The organism is Rhodococcoides fascians A25f (assembly GCF_000760935.2).
In the GTDB taxonomy this organism is placed as follows: Bacteria; Actinomycetota; Actinomycetes; order Mycobacteriales; family Mycobacteriaceae; genus Rhodococcoides.
The window spans coordinates 5,671,840-5,688,907 of record NZ_CP049744.1 but is presented as its reverse complement, the minus strand read 5'-3'; the positions used below and the strand labels follow the sequence as shown (position 1 = coordinate 5,688,907).

Sequence of the window (17,068 nt, the reverse complement as noted above, 5' to 3'; positions counted from 1 at the left end):
ATGAAGTGAACGGGGGCCCGATGGAGTGGGTAGACGCGTCGGACCGCGTTCTCGTCGGCGCTGCGGCGCTCGGCGAGACCGATGCGTTCGAGGAGATCGTCCGGCGCTACGGCCCGGAGATGTTTCGGTATGCGCGCAACATGTTGTCCGATCAAGGTGCCGCCGAGGAGGTGGTGCAGGACGCGTTCGTGGCAGCGTGGAAGGGCCTCGACAACTTCCGTGGGGACTCGGCTCTGCGAACCTGGCTGTTCTCGCTGGTGTCGCACAAAGTGATCGATCATCGACGACGTCGCAGCGTTCCTCCCGCAGAAGATTGGGTATTCGAGCGCAAGAGCACCGGAGCGGGCAGCGATCCCGAGGCGGATGTCGAGGCCGACAGCTTCATGACCGAGCTGGGCACAGCACTCGCCGAGCTGCCCTACCGCCAGCGGGCCTGCTGGCTGCTCCGCGAGGTGGAGGGCCTGACGCACCCCGAGATCGGCGCGATCATGACCCTGTCCGCCGGAGCAGTACGTGGTCAGTTGACCAGAGCACGAGCAACATTGAGTGAAAGGTTGGCAACATGGCGAACCCACTAGAGCCGGATTCGGTTCTCGCGCGTGCTGCCACCGAACTTCGGGACGCACCGCAGGAACCGAATTGGGTGGACATCAGCGCGTCCATCATCACGAAGGTACGCAACACCACCAGACGGACGTGGCCGATCGACAGCGCGTTCCCCTCCGGCTCTGATTCCGGACCGGCGGACTCACTGCGGGTCAGCGACCACATCGTCAAGACGACGCTTCGTCGTGCACTGGCGGACGTGCACGGCGCACAGCCCACCGAGATCGACCTCGACCTCGACGACCATGCCTGCATCGGTCTGTTCGTCGCGGTGATCGGGGTGTACGGCGACGACCTGCAGGCCGCGGGAGACGAGCTGGCGACCATCGCGATCGATACGGTGTCGGACCTGCTGGGCGTCACCCTCGGGCGTGATGTCGTGGAGATACGCGTCGACGACATCGAGGAGCGCTAGCTGTACGGAACGCGTGAGGAGACGGACTGTGGCGGACAGGGGTGAGCTGCGGATCTACCTCGGCGCAGCACCGGGCGTCGGGAAGACCTTCGCCATGCTCGGGGAGGCCCACCGGCTGAGCAGCCGGGGCTGCGATGTCGTGGCAGCGGTCGTCGAAACACACGGCCGGGCGCGGACGATCGAGGCTCTCGACGGTATCGAGGTGCTACCGATGGCGACCGTCGACTATCGGGGGTCGTCCGCGCAGGAACTCGATCTCGACGCCGTCCTGGCGCGAAAGCCCCAGGTGGTGCTCGTCGACGAACTCGCGCACACCAACACCCCCGGCAGCGTGCACGGCAAGCGCTGGCAGGACGTCGAAGTACTGCTCGACGCCGGCATCGACGTCATCTCGACACTCAACGTTCAGCACCTCGAATCCCTCAACGACGTGGTGCAGCAGATCACCGGGGTGCCGCAGCGAGAGACTGTGCCCGACAGCGTCGTTCGTGCGGCCGACGAGGTGGAACTGGTCGACATCACTCCCGAAGCGCTCCGCAGTCGGCTGCGGCACGGCAACGTCTACGCCGCCGAGAAGGTCGACGCGGCACTGAGCAATTACTTTCGGGGCGGCAACCTGACGGCGCTGCGCGAGCTCGCACTGTTGTGGATCGCCGATCAGGTGGACGCGGCATTGGTGAAGTACCGCAAGGACAATCGCATCACCGAGACGTGGGAAGCCCGCGAGCGCGTGGTGGTGGCCGTGACCGGTGGACCGGAATCGGAGACGCTGCTTCGCCGCGCCAGTCGCATCGCCTCGAAGTCCAGCGCGGAGCTCATGGTGCTGCACATCGTCCGCGGCGACGGCCTGATGGGTGTGTCGGCGCCGCAGATGGGTTCGGTGCGAAAGCTCGCCGCGGGGCTCGGTGCCAGCGTGCACAGCGTCGTCGGCGACGACGTACCGACGACTCTGCTCGACTTCGCCCGCGGGGTGAATGCAACGCAGCTGGTGATCGGTACCTCGAGACGGTCGCGAGCGGCGCGGATCCTGGACGAGGGCATCGGCGCAGCGGTGGTGCAGAACTCGGGAAAGATCGACGTGCACATGGTCACTCACGCCGAGCAAGCCCGCCGCAGGGGCATGCAGGTCGATTCGGGGCGGCGACGCATTCTGGCGTGGGTCGCCGCCGTACTGGTGCCCTGCCTCGCCGCCGCCGTACTGAGCACGGTCGGACCGGACTTCGACTCCAGCGGCGAGAGTGCCCTGTTCTTCATGGTGGTGCTCTGTGTCGCACTGTTGGGAGGGGTTGCGCCGGCGGCACTCTCGGCGTTGATCGCGGGATTCCTGCTCAACTACTTCTTCACCACACCCCGGTACAGCCTCACCATCGCCGAGCCGGAAAACTTCGTCGTCACCGTGGTGCTGCTCGTCGTCGCCGTTGCTGTTGCAGCCCTCGTCGATGCTGCGGCCCGGCGAACGCGTCAGGCACGCAGGGCGACCCAGGAAGCCGAACTGTTGACACTGTTCGCCGGATCGGTGTTGCGCGGAGCCGACCTGACGGCACTGCTCGAGCGCGCCCGTGAGACCTATCGGCAGAGTGGTGTGGCGCTGTGGGACAACCAGTCTCAGTCGATCGTGGGCAGCGCCGGTGAGCAGGCTCCGGGCGACCGTGCCGGAGCCGACACCGAGGTCGACGCAGGCGACTTCACGCTCTTGCTCGTCGGTGAGCGCACCCGTGCACACGATCGGCGGGTACTCGCAGCGGTGGCAAACCAGGCCGCGGGCATGGTCCGTCAGGCTCGGTTGGCCGAGGAAGCCAGCCGAGCCAATGCGCTCGCCGAGGCCGACGCTCTGCGTCGAGCATTGCTCTCGGCCGTCAGCCACGATCTCCGGACGCCACTGTCCGCCGTCAAGGCGGCGTCCTCGTCTCTGCGCAGCACCGACGTGCAGTTCTCACCCGAGGACACCGAGGAATTGCTCGCCACCATCGACGAATCGGCCGATCAGCTGACCGCTCTGGTGAGCAATCTGCTCGACTCCTCGCGGCTGCAAGCCGGTGTGGTGCAGCCGAGTCTGCGTCCCGTCTTCGTCGACGACGTGCTGAGCGGCGCGCTGGTCCAAGCAGACGATCGTGTGCGGGTCGAGGTGGGTGACGTCGAAGTACTGGCAGACCCTGGCCTGCTCGAACGGGTGCTGGCGAACCTGGTGGACAACAGCGCCCGGTACGCACCCACCGGCGACATCACGGTCAGGGCCGCGGTGCACGGCGAGCGGGCAACCATCTCGGTCGTCGATCACGGCCCCGGCATCACCGCGGGAGCCGAGGAAACGATGTTCGACGCGTTCCAACGCCTCGGGGACCGCGACAACTCGATAGGCGTCGGGCTGGGACTGTCGGTGGTGCGCGGATTCGTCCGAGCCATGGGCGGTACCGTCACGGCATCGAACACGGACGGCGGCGGGCTGACGATGACGGTGGAGCTGAAGGCGGCGAGCAGGTGAAGGTACGGGTGCTCGTCGTCGACGACGAGCCACAGATCGTGCGAGCGCTGCGGATCAATCTCAACGTGCGCGGGTTCGAGGTCGTCAGTGCCGCAACCGGCGGTGAGGCGCTGCGGGTGGCTGCGAACTTCCACCCGGACATCGTGATTCTCGATCTCGGCCTACCCGACATCGATGGCATCGACGTCATCGCCGGTCTGCGCGGCTGGACCGAGGTGCCGATCCTGGTGCTCTCGGCGCGGACCGACTCGGCCGATACCGTCGAGGCACTCGACGCCGGTGCCGACGACTTCGTGACCAAGCCCTTCGGCATGGACGAGCTGCTGGCAAGATTGCGTGCGGCTCTACGGCGCGGACCGCAGACCGTGGCAGATCCCGTCGTCGAGACGGAGGACTTCACCGTCGACCTGGCCTCGAAAACCGTTGTCCGAGCGGGAGAGAGCGTGCACCTGACCCGCACCGAATGGGGCGTCCTCGAACTGCTCGTGCGCAACGAGGGCAAGCTGGTATCGCAGAAGGACATACTGCGGACCGTCTGGGGCCCCGGACACGAGCGTGAAACTCATTATCTACGAATCTATCTCGGCCAGTTGCGGCAGAAACTGGAACGAGATCCGGCGGCTCCGGTGCATCTGATCACCGAAACCGGAATGGGTTACCGATTCGTGAGTTGACCGCTACCCACCCAGTACCTCACCCTCGCGGCGGGGATCTGCTCCCCCGATCCAGCCGCCGTCGGTGCGCTGCAGGGCGCTCAGTCCGCTGGACTGGTCTGCGACCGAGACCTGATGGCCCATCTCGCGCAATTTCACCACGACGGGATCGTTCTCACCCGTCACGTTCGGATGCTCGCCGCCGTAGTTGGTGGACGGGGTGTTGGCCGCACCGAAGTCGACCATCGATACCGCCTGCTGTGGGTCCATGCCCCAATCGAGCAGTCCCACCAACGTTTTTACGACGAACTGAATGATCACCGATCCACCGGGAGATCCAGCGACGAGCACGAGATCGCCGCGTGCGCCGTCGTCGCCGCGGTCGAACACCAGCGTCGGGGCCATCGAGCTGCGCGGACGCTTCCCCGGCTCGACACGGTTCGCCATGGGAGTTCCGTCCTCGGCCACGGGAGCCGCGGAGAAGTCGGTGAGCTGATTGTTGAGCAGAAAGCCGTCGACCATGTGGAACGAACCGAATGCCGACTCGACGGTCGTCGTCATCGAGGCGGCATTGCCCTCGCCGTCGACGATGGAGATGTGGCTGGTGCCGTGCTCGGGGTCGGTGGACGAGGCGAACTGAACCGGGCCGAAGTCGCCGGGCTGCGCGGTACCCATCGACTTGGACTCGTCGATGAGTCCCGCTCTGCTGCTGAGATATTCGGGGTCGAGCAAGGCGTCGGGGGATCCGCCGGGCAGGGGTACGAAGTCCGGATCGGCCACGTACTTGTCGCGATCGGCGTAGGCCAGTCTCTCGGCCTCGGAGATCAGGTGCACGGCTTCGGCCGTCGGGGTACCGCCGTTGGCGTCCATTCCCGTCGGTGCGTACTGCGCCAGATCGAAGTTGGACAGAATGCCCATCGTCGACGCCACCGCGATGCCGCCCGACGACGGTCCCGGCATGCCGCAGATGTCGTGGTCGCGGTACTCGGTGCATACGGCCGTGCGGGTTTTGGGTTCGTATCCGGCGAGGTCGTCGAGTGTGATCTGCCCGGGGGTGCGGCCCGCGGTGGTATCGGCCGTCGCGTCGACGATGGCCTGGGCGATGTCGCCGGTGTAGAAGGCGTCGGCTCCGTCGGTTGCAATGGTGGACAGCGTCTTCGACATCGCCGGGTTGTTCAGAACCGTGCCGGCGGGCTTTCCGGTGCCGTCCGGTTGCAGGAAGTAGTCCTTGGATGCGGGGTCGAGGGCGAGCTTCGGTGCCGAGTCGGCGATGGACGAGGCCATGCGCGGGCTGATCTCGATTCCGTTGTCGGCGAGACCGATTGCAGGCTGGAAGAGATCCCCCCACGGCTTGTCGCCGTGATCGTCGTGGGCTTGCTCGAGCATCCGCAGGACGCCCGGCACGCCGATCGATCGGCCACTGGACCGTGCATCGGGTTGCGGCACAGTGCGGTTCACATCGTCGATGTATCTCAGGTAGTCGCCGGTGGCGCTCATCGGAGCGGTCTCGCGGCCGTCGTAGCTCTGTACCTCGCCGGACGCCGCGTCGTAGTACATCAGGAATGCGCCTCCGCCGATTCCGGACGACTGCGGCTCGACGAGGCCGAGCACAGTCTGTGCGACGATCAGTGCATCGGCCGCGGTGCCGCCGTCACGCAGCACCTCGCAGGCTGCTTCGGTCGACACCGGGTTCGCCGTCGAGACCGAGTACGACGCAGTCTCCACCGGTGCCATGTTCGATCGATATCCGGTCGCGACTTCCGGATTGGTGGAGATGTCGCCCGAACCCGCGCTGGGTGTCGCTCCTACCGGGGTGCCGCCGCTGGCACCGAGAACGCAACTGTTCTCGGCAGCGGAGTCGGTGCCGGTGCTGTCACTGCTGCTGCACGCGGCGAGCGGTACCAGCAGGAGGGCACAGGCAAGAGCGGTCGAGCGGAGTGGGCGCATTCCGGTTGCAGACACCGCCCGACGCTAACACCGTGATCACCGTCGCTGCGCCGATTCGAGGAGCCAGTGTGCGATGGGTGCGGGCCTGCCGAACAGGAAACCCTGCGCGAAGCGGCATTCGAGCGACTCGATGATCGAGGCCTGCTCCTCGGTCTCGACACCCTCGGCCACTGTGTTCACCGGCAGCGCCGACGCCATGGCGACGATCGCGCGAATCAGTTGAGTATCGGATTCGGAGTGACCGATCTCGTGCACGAACGACTTGTCTATCTTGAGCAACGCGATCGGCATCGCGCGCAACCTGTTCAACGAGGAGTAGCCGATTCCGAAGTCGTCCAGCACGATGAGCACACCCATGGCAGCGAGCCGATCGAGAAGGCTCTTCGCGGTGCCCATGTCGTCGATCAGAACGCTTTCGGTGATCTCGAGCGCCAGATCTGCTCCGTTGAGGCCGTACTCGTCGAGCAGTCCTCTCACGATGGTCGGCAGCGAATCGTCGCGCAATTGCATCGGGGACACGTTCACCGACATCGTGACGTCCTGACCGTGCGCGCGCAGCGTCACCAGATCCGAGAGCGCGGATCGCAGCACCCACTCTCCGATCTCCTTGATCAGACCGGTCGATTCGGCAATCGGAATGAATTCGTTGGGGGTACACACCCGGCCCTCCCTGTTCCAGCGGAGGAGCGCTTCGTAGACGACGGTGGTGCGCGAGGCGGTGTCGACGATCGGCTGGTAGTACACCTCGAGCTCGCCGCGTCTGATCGCGCCGCGCAGCGCGGTTGTGGTCTCCATCGCGGAAGTGGCACGTGCGCGCAAGGATTCGTCGAAGAACGCGTAGCGCGCCGCGCCGAGGGATTTGGCGTGATACATCGCGGTATCGGCCTCGCGGATGGCGTCGTGCAGTCGATCTGCATCGGCGATGCCGACCGATGCCGTGACGTAGGCCATTGCAGCGCTGAGCGGGAACGGCTCGTTCATTCGGTCGATGATGCGACGGGCCAACGCTTCTGCGCCGAGACGATCGCACCGGGACAGGATCACGAATTCGTCGCCCGCGTATCTGACGACGGAGTCGCCGGCACCGACGGCGGCGCGGATACGCCGCGCCGCGGCGACGATCAGTTCGTCACCGACGCGGTGGCCGTACGAGTCGTTGACGATCTTGAAGTTGTCGAGGTCGACGAACAGGACGCAGGTGCGCCCGGGAGCCTGCGAGCGCTCGTGTCGGGCGTATTCCTCGTCCAGCATCGTGCGGTTCGGTAGGCCGGTCAACAGGTCGTGAGCCGCGAGATACTTGGCGTGCTCCTTGCCGAACTGAACTCTGGTGAGTGCGCGTTCGCCGCGCAGGAAGGCACCGACCAGGATCGACGCCAGCAGCAGCGAACGCACGACCAGGTCTCCGGTGGATACCGCCGAGCCCAGCAGGGGCACGGTGGCGCACACGACCAGCAGCATCACCACGAACACGACCCGACGGTTGCTGTGGGCGGGTGCGGGATCCTGCCGCTGAGAGACGGTGCGCATCGACGGGTCGAGTGCTGCCATCGCCAGGGAGAGGTACGCGAAGAGGTAGATACCGTCGAGCAACCCCGAGGACGGCGCATCGGCAGTCGTGGCAGCGAACGCGTACGAGACGTCTCCAACGAGCGTCGCAATCAGAGCGATCAGCGCCCACTGCAACGCCGCTGTGCGGGGTTTGGACGAGTACAACAGGTAGGTGGTCAGCGTGATCAGCGCTGCGTCGATCGCCGGGTACACGCCGTTCACCACAGTCGATGCCGACGAGTGCGAGGATTCGAGGGCCGGTGAGATGAACAGCAACCACGACAGAAACAGGGTGCCGAGGAAGATCAGGCCCGCGTCGACCAGTGGCGTTATGTCGTCGATCGACTGGCGATCTCGGATCCACCGCGACAGGGCATATCCGACGAGTGCGTACCCGGTGAGGGTGAACAGGTCGGGTAGCAACGTGAAGGAATGGGTCAGCGTGCTGGGATCGCTACGAAGCGAAACGCCGAACATGAACAGCACCGAGGCCCCGAACAGTGCCCACCAGCACCGAGAGTCGTCGGGACGGTAGCGGCGAATGGCGGCGCTGATCGCGAGCACCGAGCCGACGGCGACTGTGGCCAGGACGCCGGCTCGCACATCGGCGTCGCCGAGAACGAAGAAAGTGGTGGCTACGACGACCACGGCGGCCAGTCCTGCTGTTCGTTTGGATTGGACGACAAAGGGCGCAGCGACCTTCGTGTTCATCGAAGGACCTACTTCCTTCTCGCTCGCGGCCTGCACACCGCTTCTTTCTCGACGCCTCCATCGGTGAATATACGTCTTCGGTCAGTGGATTCGGTGACAGATCTCTCCTAAGGAGGCACAGCTGTCAGGTCGCCACCGCGGACGTGCTCCGCTGGACTGCGATGCGGACGTCCTCTTCGATCAGGTCACCGTTGATCGCAGCACCGGCTCGCACTCCGGCAGCCGAGGCAGCGACCACCGTGTCCATCGGCGCGGCGACGTTACCCGCCACCCAGACACCGGGCACAGAGGTGGCACCGACGGGGTCGGCCTCGATGTAGGTGCCGAGAACGTGGTCGTTCATCACCATCTCGGTGGTGCCGATTCCGAGCGAGACCAGGATGTCGGCGCGAGAGGTGAAGTTGGGTCCCACGACCAACGCGTCGAGTCGGACCTGCCGCCCGTCCGCCAGCGTGACGCCCACGATCGCGTCGTCGGCGACGTCCACCCGAGCGATCTCCTCGTCCACCACCTCGATGCCGCGGGCGGCCAGACGGCCCTGATCCTCGTCGGTGAGTTCCGGTGCCAGGTGTGCGAACACCGTGACGTGTTCGGTGAGCTGACGCCACATCTGCGCCTGATGTCCGACGAGTGGGCTACCGATGATTCCGATTCTGTGGTCGCGGACTTCCCAGCCGTGACAGTACGGGCAGTGCAGTACATCGCGGCCCCACCGCTCGGCAAGGCCTGGAATGTTCGGGAGAACATCGGTGAGGCCGGTGGTGACCAACAGGCGGCGGCCACGCACGACGGAGCCGTCGGCAAGTGTGACCTCGAACCCGGATTCGGTGCGGATTGCCGACCGGGCGGTGCCCTCGATGATGTGGACCCCGTAGCGACGTGCCTCGTCGCGGCCGAGCCTGACCAGTTCGAGCGGCGACTCGCCGTCACGGGTGAGGTAGTTGTGCGAATGTGCTGCAGGTGCATTGCGGGGGTCGCCGGCGTCGACGACCACGACCGAGCGTCGGGACCGGCCGAGGGCCACGGCAGCGCTGAGACCGGCAACGCCGCCGCCGACGATGATCGCGTCGACCAGGGTGTGGTGAACAGTGTCTGATGTCATGCCCGGAAGTCTGCGGCCGACTGCAATGCATTGGCAAGAATAATTGCCGATCCAGCAACATATTCAAGAGGAAAATACCGCTAGGCGTGATTGGGTCGGCCTAACCGGGGAATGGACTGGTTTCGACCCGGAATGGCCATCCACCGCACTGCCGCTACTGCCGGTAAGCGCGGATGCACCGCTTGAACAGGCAGTTCGCTCGAGGTCTACTGGTCGGTAAGAATCGAGCCGGGGGGGGGCGTATGGGGCATTTCGAGATCGGCGAGACCGTTGTCGCGGTCCGAAATCTGGGACGCGTGCGGTGGCGCAGCGGTATCCCCAAGGGAACCGTCGGAATCGTCGTCGGTGTGGATTGGCTGGGCGACGCACGGGTGAATTTCACCGTCGACGGGTCGATGCGTGCCCGAGGCGAAACGGTGGAGCACATCGTCGCCGACGGGGACGTCCGCACGTTGCGGGCCGCTCCCCGGCGGCTGACCGGCTAGTTGCTGTCGGTGCGCTCGTCGGAGGTCGCGGGGCCGGTTTCGATTGCGCCGCCTTCGCTCGACCAATCGTTGTCTGTGGCGGAAGCTGCGGGGTCGGACTGAACGTCCTCTTCCGCGTCGGGGGCCGAGGTGTTGTCTTTGTTCTGCGTAGTCATGACCTCGGGGTACCCGTACGGTGCCGAACGAACCGTCGGCACCGTACGGGTGCTCGATCGGCCGCTCTCTACAGGCCGAAGGGCAGAGTGCCCGGTGCCAGCTCGAAGCCGCTGCTGCCTGCGGAGATGGAGCCGAAGCCGCCGAGGATCGCGTTGATGAAATTGGTGATCATGAAATGTTCCTGCCTTCGTTGTGTAGATGTTTCGTGCGGACAACCCGGTCGAGGCTACCGGCAGCGGTAGCGTCGAGGCTGTGAGAATCCAGGGAATCCTCGCCGGTGTTGCTGCGGCCGCCTGTGCGATCACGGCATGCACGACGGAATCTCCCGCGCCGACGGCGAGCGCTTCCGCCTCCCTCGACTACGCCTCCCTCGACTACGTGGCCCTCGGGGATTCGGCCGCGTCGGGCCCGCGCATTCCCGACCAGGTCGGCGTGCCGGGATGCCAGCAATCCGATTCCAACTACCCGCACGTTCTCGCGGAAGAACTCGCTGTCGCCTCGTTCGTCGACGTCACGTGCTCGGGTGCGATCACCGAGAACATCGTCTCCACTCCGCAGGGGACGTCCAGCGGTGAGGTGCCGGTGCAGCTCGATGCTCTGTCTGCAGACACCGATCTGGTGACCATCACGATCGGCGGAAACGACATCGGACTGGTGTCGACGGCCGTGGGCTGCCTGACCTTCACGGCGTCGTCGGCGACCAATGTCTGCAAGGACCGGCTCACTGCGGGCGGCGTCGACACCGTCGCCGCAGCCGTCGCGGAGAAGGCACCGAACTGGGGAGCCATGCTCGACGCGGTGGCCGAGCGCGCGCCCGACGCGCGGATCCTGGTCGTCGGCTACGGGACGTATCTGCCGGATGGCGGATGCTTCCCCACCCAACCGATGCTGCCCGAGGACGCCGACTACATCCAAAGCAGCATCACCGCGATGAACGAGGCCCTGAAGACGCAAGCCGACGAGCACGGTGCCGAGTTCGTCGACACCGAGGCGCTGAGCGTCGGCCACGACGTCTGTGTGGCTCCCGATCAGCGATACTTCGAGGGAGTGGTGCCGCAGAATCCCGCTGCGCCTCTGCATCCCACGGCGGCCGGAATGGCGGCGATAGGTGACGCGGTGGCGGAGGCCGTGCGCGCCGGGTAGGTAACCACGACATGGCAACTGGCCATGGAGCGGTCGGCCTCGGTCGCCCATGCTCGACACCATGGTCTCGTATTCCGCTGTGATCGGGGTGTTCGCGGTGGCTCTGGCGTTGGTTCTGACGCCGGGGCCCAACATGATCTACCTCGTCTCGCGAAGCATCTCGCAAGGCAGGCGGGCGGGAATGGTGTCGCTCGCAGGTGTGGCTGTCGGCTTCCTCGTCTATCTGACGGCCACCAATCTCGGCCTGGCAGCGGTGTTCACGGCCGTGCCCGCGTTGTACACCGCGGTCAAGCTCGCGGGTGCCGCCTACCTTGCCTGGTTGGCGGTGCAGGCGCTGCGGGGCACCGTGTCGGCATTCGAACCGACCGAGCTGCAACAGGATTCGACCCAGCGGCTGTTCACCATGGGTCTGGTGACCAACCTGCTGAACCCGAAGATCGCGATCATGTACATCTCGGTCATTCCGCAGTTCGTCGATCCCGCGGCCGGTCACCTTCTGCTGCAGGGATTCACGCTCGGCGGCGTGCAGATCGTGGTAGCGGTGGCGGTCAACCTGGCGATCGTGGTGCTGGCCGGGTCGATCGCCCGATTCCTCGGCGTCCGGCCGACCTGGCTGAAGATTCAGCGCTACCTCATGGGCACGGTGCTCGGACTGCTCGCTGTGCGCGTGGCGACCGACGGGGGCAAACCGGTCCCGGCTTGAGTCATGTATGCGCGCCACCCGCCGAATTCGGTGATGTCGGTTCCTTTCTCGGCTGCGTCATGAGCACAGCAGAACCCGGTGACCCAGCGTCCGTCCGACAACTCGACTGGCGCGAGGCCCATCGGCGCGGGCAACCCGGCGAGGAAGGTGCCGAGCGCGGCCGCGGACATTCGGTACAGCTCTCCGGCAATGGGTGCGCCGTCCCCTTCCCGCCGCACCAGACCGGGCTTGGGCGGGGTGGTGTGCAGATCCACGAGTCGATAGTCCGCAGATGTGGTCACCTCGCCGCTGAAGCGCGCACCCCTGTCGGTCAACTGGTGGTGCACAGGAAAACCGCGCAGATGCGCTCCGACCGCCAACACCTCGATGCCGTCGTCTATCAACGACGGTGACGGGACGCCGCTCAGCTGTGCGGCGAGGTCGATCGCGATCTGATCCTCGAACGCGGGGACGACGAACATGACTCCGAACGGACTGCCGTCCGGCGTCGGTTCACCGGGAACTGCCACCGCTGCCATGTCGAGCAGATTGCAGAAGTTGGTGAACGTACCGAGGCGACGATTGATGCCGATCGGATCCGACTGCACCGCAGCGATGGTCGGGTGTTCGGTGGTCGTGGGCAGCAGTAGACCGTCGAACCCGTTCAGCAGTGCGCGGGCCGCAGTCTCGGCTTCGGCGAGAGCGGCGAGATCGTCCACGTACCGGTGGGCGGACGGCTCCGCCGCCGATCCGACGATCGCGGCCACGGTGGGATCGGCCCCGCCGGGCGCGGTGTCGAGGAACTTCCCGACGGCCGAATACCGCTGCGCCACAATGGCTCCGTCGTAGAGTAGCGTCGCCGCGTCGAGCAGCCCCGAGATGTCGACTTCGACGTGGGTGAAGCCCTTCTCGGCCAGGCCTGCGACCGTCTCCTCGAATGCCCGACGGTACGCCGGGCTCAACGACGTCAGATCTTCACCTCGCGGGACGGCAACGCGGGGCTTCGGCGATGCGGCCAGTCGAACGTCGGTGGGCCAGGCCCGGCTGCGTGGATCGGTCGCGGTAGGCCCGGTCATCACTTTCATTGCCGCCGTGGCACTGTCGAGATCGTGGGCCAGCACGGTGACACAGTCGTAGTCGGCGCACGCGGGTACCACGCCGGTGTTCGGCACGATTCCAAGCGAGGCCTTGATTCCCACCAAGCCGTGGAACGCGGCGGGGACCCGTCCCGAACCGGCTGTGTCGGTGCCGATTCCGATGTCCACGATGCCCAGCGCCACCGCGACGGCTGAGCCCGAACTCGATCCTCCCGAGATCAGTACCGGATCCCAGGCACAGCGCACCGCACCGTAGGGGCTGCGGGTGCCAACCAGTCCGGTGGCGAACTGATCCAGGTTTGTCTTGCCGAGCACCAGTGCGCCCTGGCTCGTCAGTCGCTCGATGGCAGTGGCGGATTCTGCCGGCGTATAGGCGAATTCGGGACAGGCCGCGGTGGTGGGCAGGCCTGCCACGTCGATGTTGTCCTTGACTGCAACCAGTACGCCGGCGAGTGGCAGATCTGCGCCTGCCTCCAAGGCACGTTCGAGAGCCGTGGCCTCGGCCAGCACGTCGTTCTCGTCGCGCAAGGTGATCCACACCTCGGGGCGGTCCACCTCGGCAATACGCTTGTACGCAAGCAGAACTCGCTCTCTTACCTCAGGCCGCATCGGTTCTGCCTTTCGTCGTGTCGAATTCGCCTGCTGCCGACCACGCATCTCGTTCGGCTCCGAAGGCCACGGCTTGCGACGCGCGGAACTCGGCGATGGACTCGGCGTTGGTCTCGAGGAAGTTCTGATGCTCGGCGAGTGAGAATTCACCGTCGGTGATCTCCACTCCACCCCCGCGGCCGGCCGCCAGATCGGCGCGCAGGTCCATCAGCTCCTCGGGCTCCACCGAGTACCAGGAGATTCGGTCGAAGAACCGCAACAGCCACGGAGTTCCTTCCTCGAACGGCCCGCCGCTGTACGCGGCACTGTGGTTCCACACCTGCGTGGTTCGGCCGACGAACTGGTAGCCGCCGGGGCCCTCCATGCCGTAGATGCACAGGTACGCTCCGCCGATACCGACGGCGTTCTCCGGCGTCCACGTGCGTGCGGGGTTGTACTTCGTCGTCACCAGGCGGTGTCGTGGATCGAGTGGCGTCGCCACCGGAGCGCCCAAATACACGTCACCGAGTCCGAGCACCATGTAGTCGGCGGCGAACACGGTGTCGAAAACGTCTGCCACGGAATCGAGTCCGTTCATACGCCTGATGAACTCGATGTTCCAGGGACACCACGGGGCATCGGCGCGCACACCGTGCATGTATCGCTGGATCGCTTCCCTGGTCGACGGGTCGTCCCATGAGAGCGGCAGCCTGACCTGGCGGCTGGGCACCACGAGTTCCGAGGCTGCGGGTAGATCGTCCTCGACCTCGGCGAGCAGTCCCATCAGCGAATCGATCGACAGCACATCGGGATTCACCTTGACCTGCAGTGAGCGGATTCCCGGGGTCAGGTCCAGCAGGCCTCGGGGTGCGATGCCCTCGATCCGCTGGTGCAGCGCGTGCACCCGCGCTCGCAGGGTGAGGTCGAGCTTCATGTCGCCGTACTCGACGAGCACGTTGTCGTCGCCCGATCGGCGGTAGGTGACGCACGTATCGGCGTCTCGTCGAGCGATGACACCGTCGTCGCCGTCACCGCCTGCGGAGAAGACTGCGGGCAGTGATGCGCGCCGGGCGAGGCCGAGCGATCCCAACGGCGCGGTGGCCGCAGCCCGGACCGGAACGAATCGGATGGTGTCTCCGGGACGAAGTTGGCCGAGCTTCCAGCGTTCGGCCGCGACAACGGTGACGGGACAGACGAATCCGCCGAGACTGGGACCGTCGGGGCCGAGCAGGATCGGGGTGTCACCGGTGAAGTCCAATGCACCGACGCTGTAGGCGTTGTCGTGAATGTTGGACGGGTGCAGTCCGGCCTCGCCGCCGTCGGCGCGAGCCCACTGCGGCTTGGGGCCGATCAGCCGGACTCCGGTGCGATCGGAGTTGAAGTGCACCTCGTAGCGGGTGGCGTAGAGGGTGTCGATGTCGTCGCGGGTGAAGAACTCGGGCGCTCCGTGCGGGCCCTCGGTGACGGCGATGTCCCAGGCGGACGTCAGCACCGGCAGGTGTTCCATCGGGATGGGTCCGAGGACGGCAGAGTTGTCGGAGCGGCCGGCCAGTCCGATGATGTCGCCCTCGCTCAGGATGCCACCGCGATGTCCGCCGAACTTGCCGAGAGTGAATGTTGCTGCGCTGCCGAGGTAATCCTCGACGTCCAGGCCACCCTGGATCAGTACGTACATCCGCAGCCCGTGGCCGGTGGTGGTGCCCACGTCCAGCTTCGCTCCGGCGGGGACCAGCACGGGTCGCCACTGCGGTACCGATTTTCCGTCGATGCGCACCGGTACCGCGGCTCCGGTGACGCAGACGTAGGTATCGGCGTCGAACGTCAATGCCGGCCCGGCCATGGTGGATTCGAGCCCCGGTGCACCCTCGGGGTTGCCGAGCGCGGTGTTGCCGAGCCGGAACGACAGATCGTCCATCGGTCCCGACGGCGGCACGCCCACCTTCCAGTAGCCGACGCGTCCCGGCCAGTCCTGCACCGTGGTGAGCATTCCGGGCCGATGGACGGTCATCTTGGCCGCTGTCGAATTCACCGCGTTCATGCCCCTGCCGACTCTCGCGTCACGATCATCTGCACCGCGGTGGGGTCGAATCCGTTGCAGGGGTTGTTGATCTGCGGGCAGTTCGAGACCAACACGAGGGTGTCGATCTCGGCACGCAGTGAGAGCCTCTTGCCGGGGGCCGACAAGCCGTCGACGATGCCGAGGGTGCCGTCGGCGTCGACGGGGACGTTCATGAAGAAGTTGATGTTGGGGGCCAGGTCTCGCTTGCCGAGACCCCACTTGGAACCTTCGATGAGGAAGTTCTCGACGCAGGCGTGCTGGTGCTGGGTGTGGTGGCCGTAGCGGAGAGTATTGGATTCCTTGGAGCAGGCACCGCCCACGGTGTCGTGGTTGCCGACCTCGTCCTCGATGATCGTCATCAGCGGTGTCGAATCATCGCTGCGCAGAACGGTTCCGGTGGTGAGGAACAAGTTCTGTTGCGCGGTGACCGTCGCGGCGGCGGAGTAGCGGAGCGAGTGGTCGTGTGCGCTGTACAGCAGAGTGTCGACGGCCTGATTGCCGTACAGGTCGACGATGGTGAGGACGTCCCCTGCCTCGACGATGGCGGACCAGGGACCGAATGCTGGGGCGATCTCGTCTCGGATGATGGTGGTCTCGAGGGTGCTGATACTCACTGCGCTGCCTTCCATGCGTTCTCGGTGTTCTGCACTGCACGCTGGTATTCCGGTTCGGTGTTGTCGAGCGAGAGCAGCTCTTCGGGTGCCTTCCAGGCCAGTACGTCGAGTGTCGTTGTGGGGTACTCGGGGCTGGGGTCGAGTGGGTGAGCGGTGTTGGCGAGCAACACGATCACCGGCAGATGGATGAGCAGATCCACCGAGCGGCCCGGGCCGGCCGAGCCCGTGCTGACGAGGCCGCCGTCCGCGGCGACGGTGACGCCGTGGAAGAACGACAGAGACGGTGCCACGTCCCGCGGTTCGAGTCCGTGCTTGGCTGCGGCGAGGGTGAACAGTTCACGCCCTGCTGGGGCCGACGAATGTGGTCCGCTCACTCCGTATTTGGCGGTGTTGGTCGCCGAGGACGTCGTGCCGCACAGCGCATCGTGGTGGCCGGAGGTGTCGTCGACGATGGTCGCCAGCACTCGGCCCTGGTCCGAGAGCAGGGGGTGACCTGCACTCAGGTATGCCTGCCACGGAACCTTGACGGTGTCGGCGGTGTTGAGCCGTTCCCACGGTGCGTCGACGCGATAGAGCAGGATGTTGGCACAGGCAGCACCGTCGACGTCGACGAGACGCAGGCGGGTTCCGCGGGCGAGGACCTTGGTGGTGTAGCTGCCGCCCGGCACCGATTCGGCCCAGGTGAGGTCCGAGATACCCTCCGGTGCAGTGGGTGCAGGCGCGACGGTCGCCTGGGATCGTGCGTGTTCCTTGGCGGAATACGTTGTTGCCGTGCTCATG

At 65.9% G+C, this 17,068-nt stretch carries 15 protein-coding genes; 7 read left to right on the top strand and 8 right to left on the bottom strand.

Annotated elements, in window-relative coordinates; genetic code table 11:
• Positions 1–20 precede the first annotated feature (20 nt).
• From BH93_RS26725 to BH93_RS26710, 4 genes are read left to right on the top strand one after another with little or no spacing between them, the layout of a single operon-like run.
• A complete protein-coding gene (locus tag BH93_RS26725; RefSeq protein ID WP_052064936.1) occupies positions 21–578 on the top strand; it encodes an RNA polymerase sigma factor in 558 nt (185 codons plus the stop codon).
• On the top strand, positions 563–1,021 hold the full coding sequence (locus BH93_RS26720) for a hypothetical protein (protein ID WP_037172329.1): 459 nt from the start codon (positions 563–565) through the stop codon (positions 1,019–1,021). Before BH93_RS26725 ends, BH93_RS26720 begins: the two co-directional genes overlap by 16 nt.
• Positions 981–3,503, top strand: coding sequence for a DUF4118 domain-containing protein (locus tag BH93_RS26715; protein ID WP_080738954.1), 2,523 nt, complete (start codon positions 981–983; stop codon positions 3,501–3,503). The genes BH93_RS26720 and BH93_RS26715 overlap by 41 nt, the downstream gene beginning before the upstream one ends.
• Positions 3,500–4,177, top strand: a complete 678-nt coding sequence (locus BH93_RS26710; protein WP_037172334.1) for a response regulator — start codon at positions 3,500–3,502, stop codon at positions 4,175–4,177. Before BH93_RS26715 ends, BH93_RS26710 begins: the two co-directional genes overlap by 4 nt.
• Positions 4,178–4,180: 3 nt before the next feature.
• Here BH93_RS26710 and ggt read toward each other — a convergent pair whose 3' ends face one another.
• The 3 genes from ggt to BH93_RS26695 all read right to left on the bottom strand — a co-directional run bounded on the left by ggt (position 4,181) and on the right by BH93_RS26695 (position 9,464).
• Positions 4,181–6,103 (bottom strand): gamma-glutamyltransferase, encoded by a 1,923-nt coding sequence (gene ggt, locus BH93_RS26705; RefSeq protein WP_037172542.1) that lies wholly within the window; start codon positions 6,101–6,103, stop codon positions 4,181–4,183.
• 36 nt (positions 6,104–6,139) lie between these two features.
• The gene (locus BH93_RS26700; RefSeq protein WP_037172544.1) at positions 6,140–8,362 is read right to left on the bottom strand and encodes a putative bifunctional diguanylate cyclase/phosphodiesterase; all 2,223 of its coding nucleotides are present in this window, start codon (positions 8,360–8,362) and stop codon (positions 6,140–6,142) included.
• Between the two features lie 124 nt (positions 8,363–8,486).
• The gene (locus BH93_RS26695; RefSeq protein ID WP_037172337.1) at positions 8,487–9,464 is read right to left on the bottom strand and encodes an NAD(P)/FAD-dependent oxidoreductase; all 978 of its coding nucleotides are present in this window, start codon (positions 9,462–9,464) and stop codon (positions 8,487–8,489) included.
• 242 nt (positions 9,465–9,706) lie between these two features.
• Here BH93_RS26695 and BH93_RS26690 point away from each other — a divergent pair, with 242 nt between their 5' ends.
• Positions 9,707–9,949, top strand: coding sequence for a hypothetical protein (locus BH93_RS26690; RefSeq protein WP_037172339.1), 243 nt, complete (start codon positions 9,707–9,709; stop codon positions 9,947–9,949).
• Here the strand turns inward: BH93_RS26690 and BH93_RS26685 are convergent.
• Positions 9,946–10,104 (bottom strand): hypothetical protein, encoded by a 159-nt coding sequence (locus BH93_RS26685; protein WP_165712885.1) that lies wholly within the window; start codon positions 10,102–10,104, stop codon positions 9,946–9,948. The two genes, BH93_RS26690 and BH93_RS26685, sit on opposite strands and share 4 nt — an antisense overlap.
• Positions 10,105–10,357: 253 nt before the next feature.
• On the opposite strand from BH93_RS26685, the gene BH93_RS26680 reads away from it, so the two are divergent.
• A complete protein-coding gene (locus BH93_RS26680; RefSeq protein ID WP_242459077.1) occupies positions 10,358–11,248 on the top strand; it encodes an SGNH/GDSL hydrolase family protein in 891 nt (296 codons plus the stop codon).
• A gap of 61 nt (positions 11,249–11,309) precedes the next feature.
• Entirely contained in the window at positions 11,310–11,951 is a 642-nt protein-coding gene (locus tag BH93_RS26675; protein WP_037172548.1) for a LysE family translocator, read from the top strand.
• On the opposite strand, the gene atzF is transcribed toward BH93_RS26675, so the two are convergent.
• Genes atzF through BH93_RS26655 form a run of 4 tightly spaced genes read right to left on the bottom strand, consistent with a single transcriptional unit; the run spans position 11,876 to position 17,067 of the window.
• Complete coding sequence (gene atzF, locus BH93_RS26670) at positions 11,876–13,636, bottom strand: allophanate hydrolase (RefSeq protein WP_242459076.1); 1,761 nt, start codon at positions 13,634–13,636, stop codon at positions 11,876–11,878. The two genes, BH93_RS26675 and atzF, sit on opposite strands and share 76 nt — an antisense overlap.
• Positions 13,626–15,653 (bottom strand): 5-oxoprolinase/urea amidolyase family protein, encoded by a 2,028-nt coding sequence (locus BH93_RS26665; protein ID WP_037172345.1) that lies wholly within the window; start codon positions 15,651–15,653, stop codon positions 13,626–13,628. Before BH93_RS26665 ends, atzF begins: the two co-directional genes overlap by 11 nt.
• Positions 15,650–16,303 (bottom strand): urea amidolyase associated protein UAAP2, encoded by a 654-nt coding sequence (locus BH93_RS26660; protein ID WP_037172348.1) that lies wholly within the window; start codon positions 16,301–16,303, stop codon positions 15,650–15,652. Before BH93_RS26660 ends, BH93_RS26665 begins: the two co-directional genes overlap by 4 nt.
• Positions 16,285–17,067, bottom strand: coding sequence for an urea amidolyase associated protein UAAP1 (locus tag BH93_RS26655; protein ID WP_037172350.1), 783 nt, complete (start codon positions 17,065–17,067; stop codon positions 16,285–16,287). Before BH93_RS26655 ends, BH93_RS26660 begins: the two co-directional genes overlap by 19 nt.
• Position 17,068: the final 1 nt, after the last annotated feature.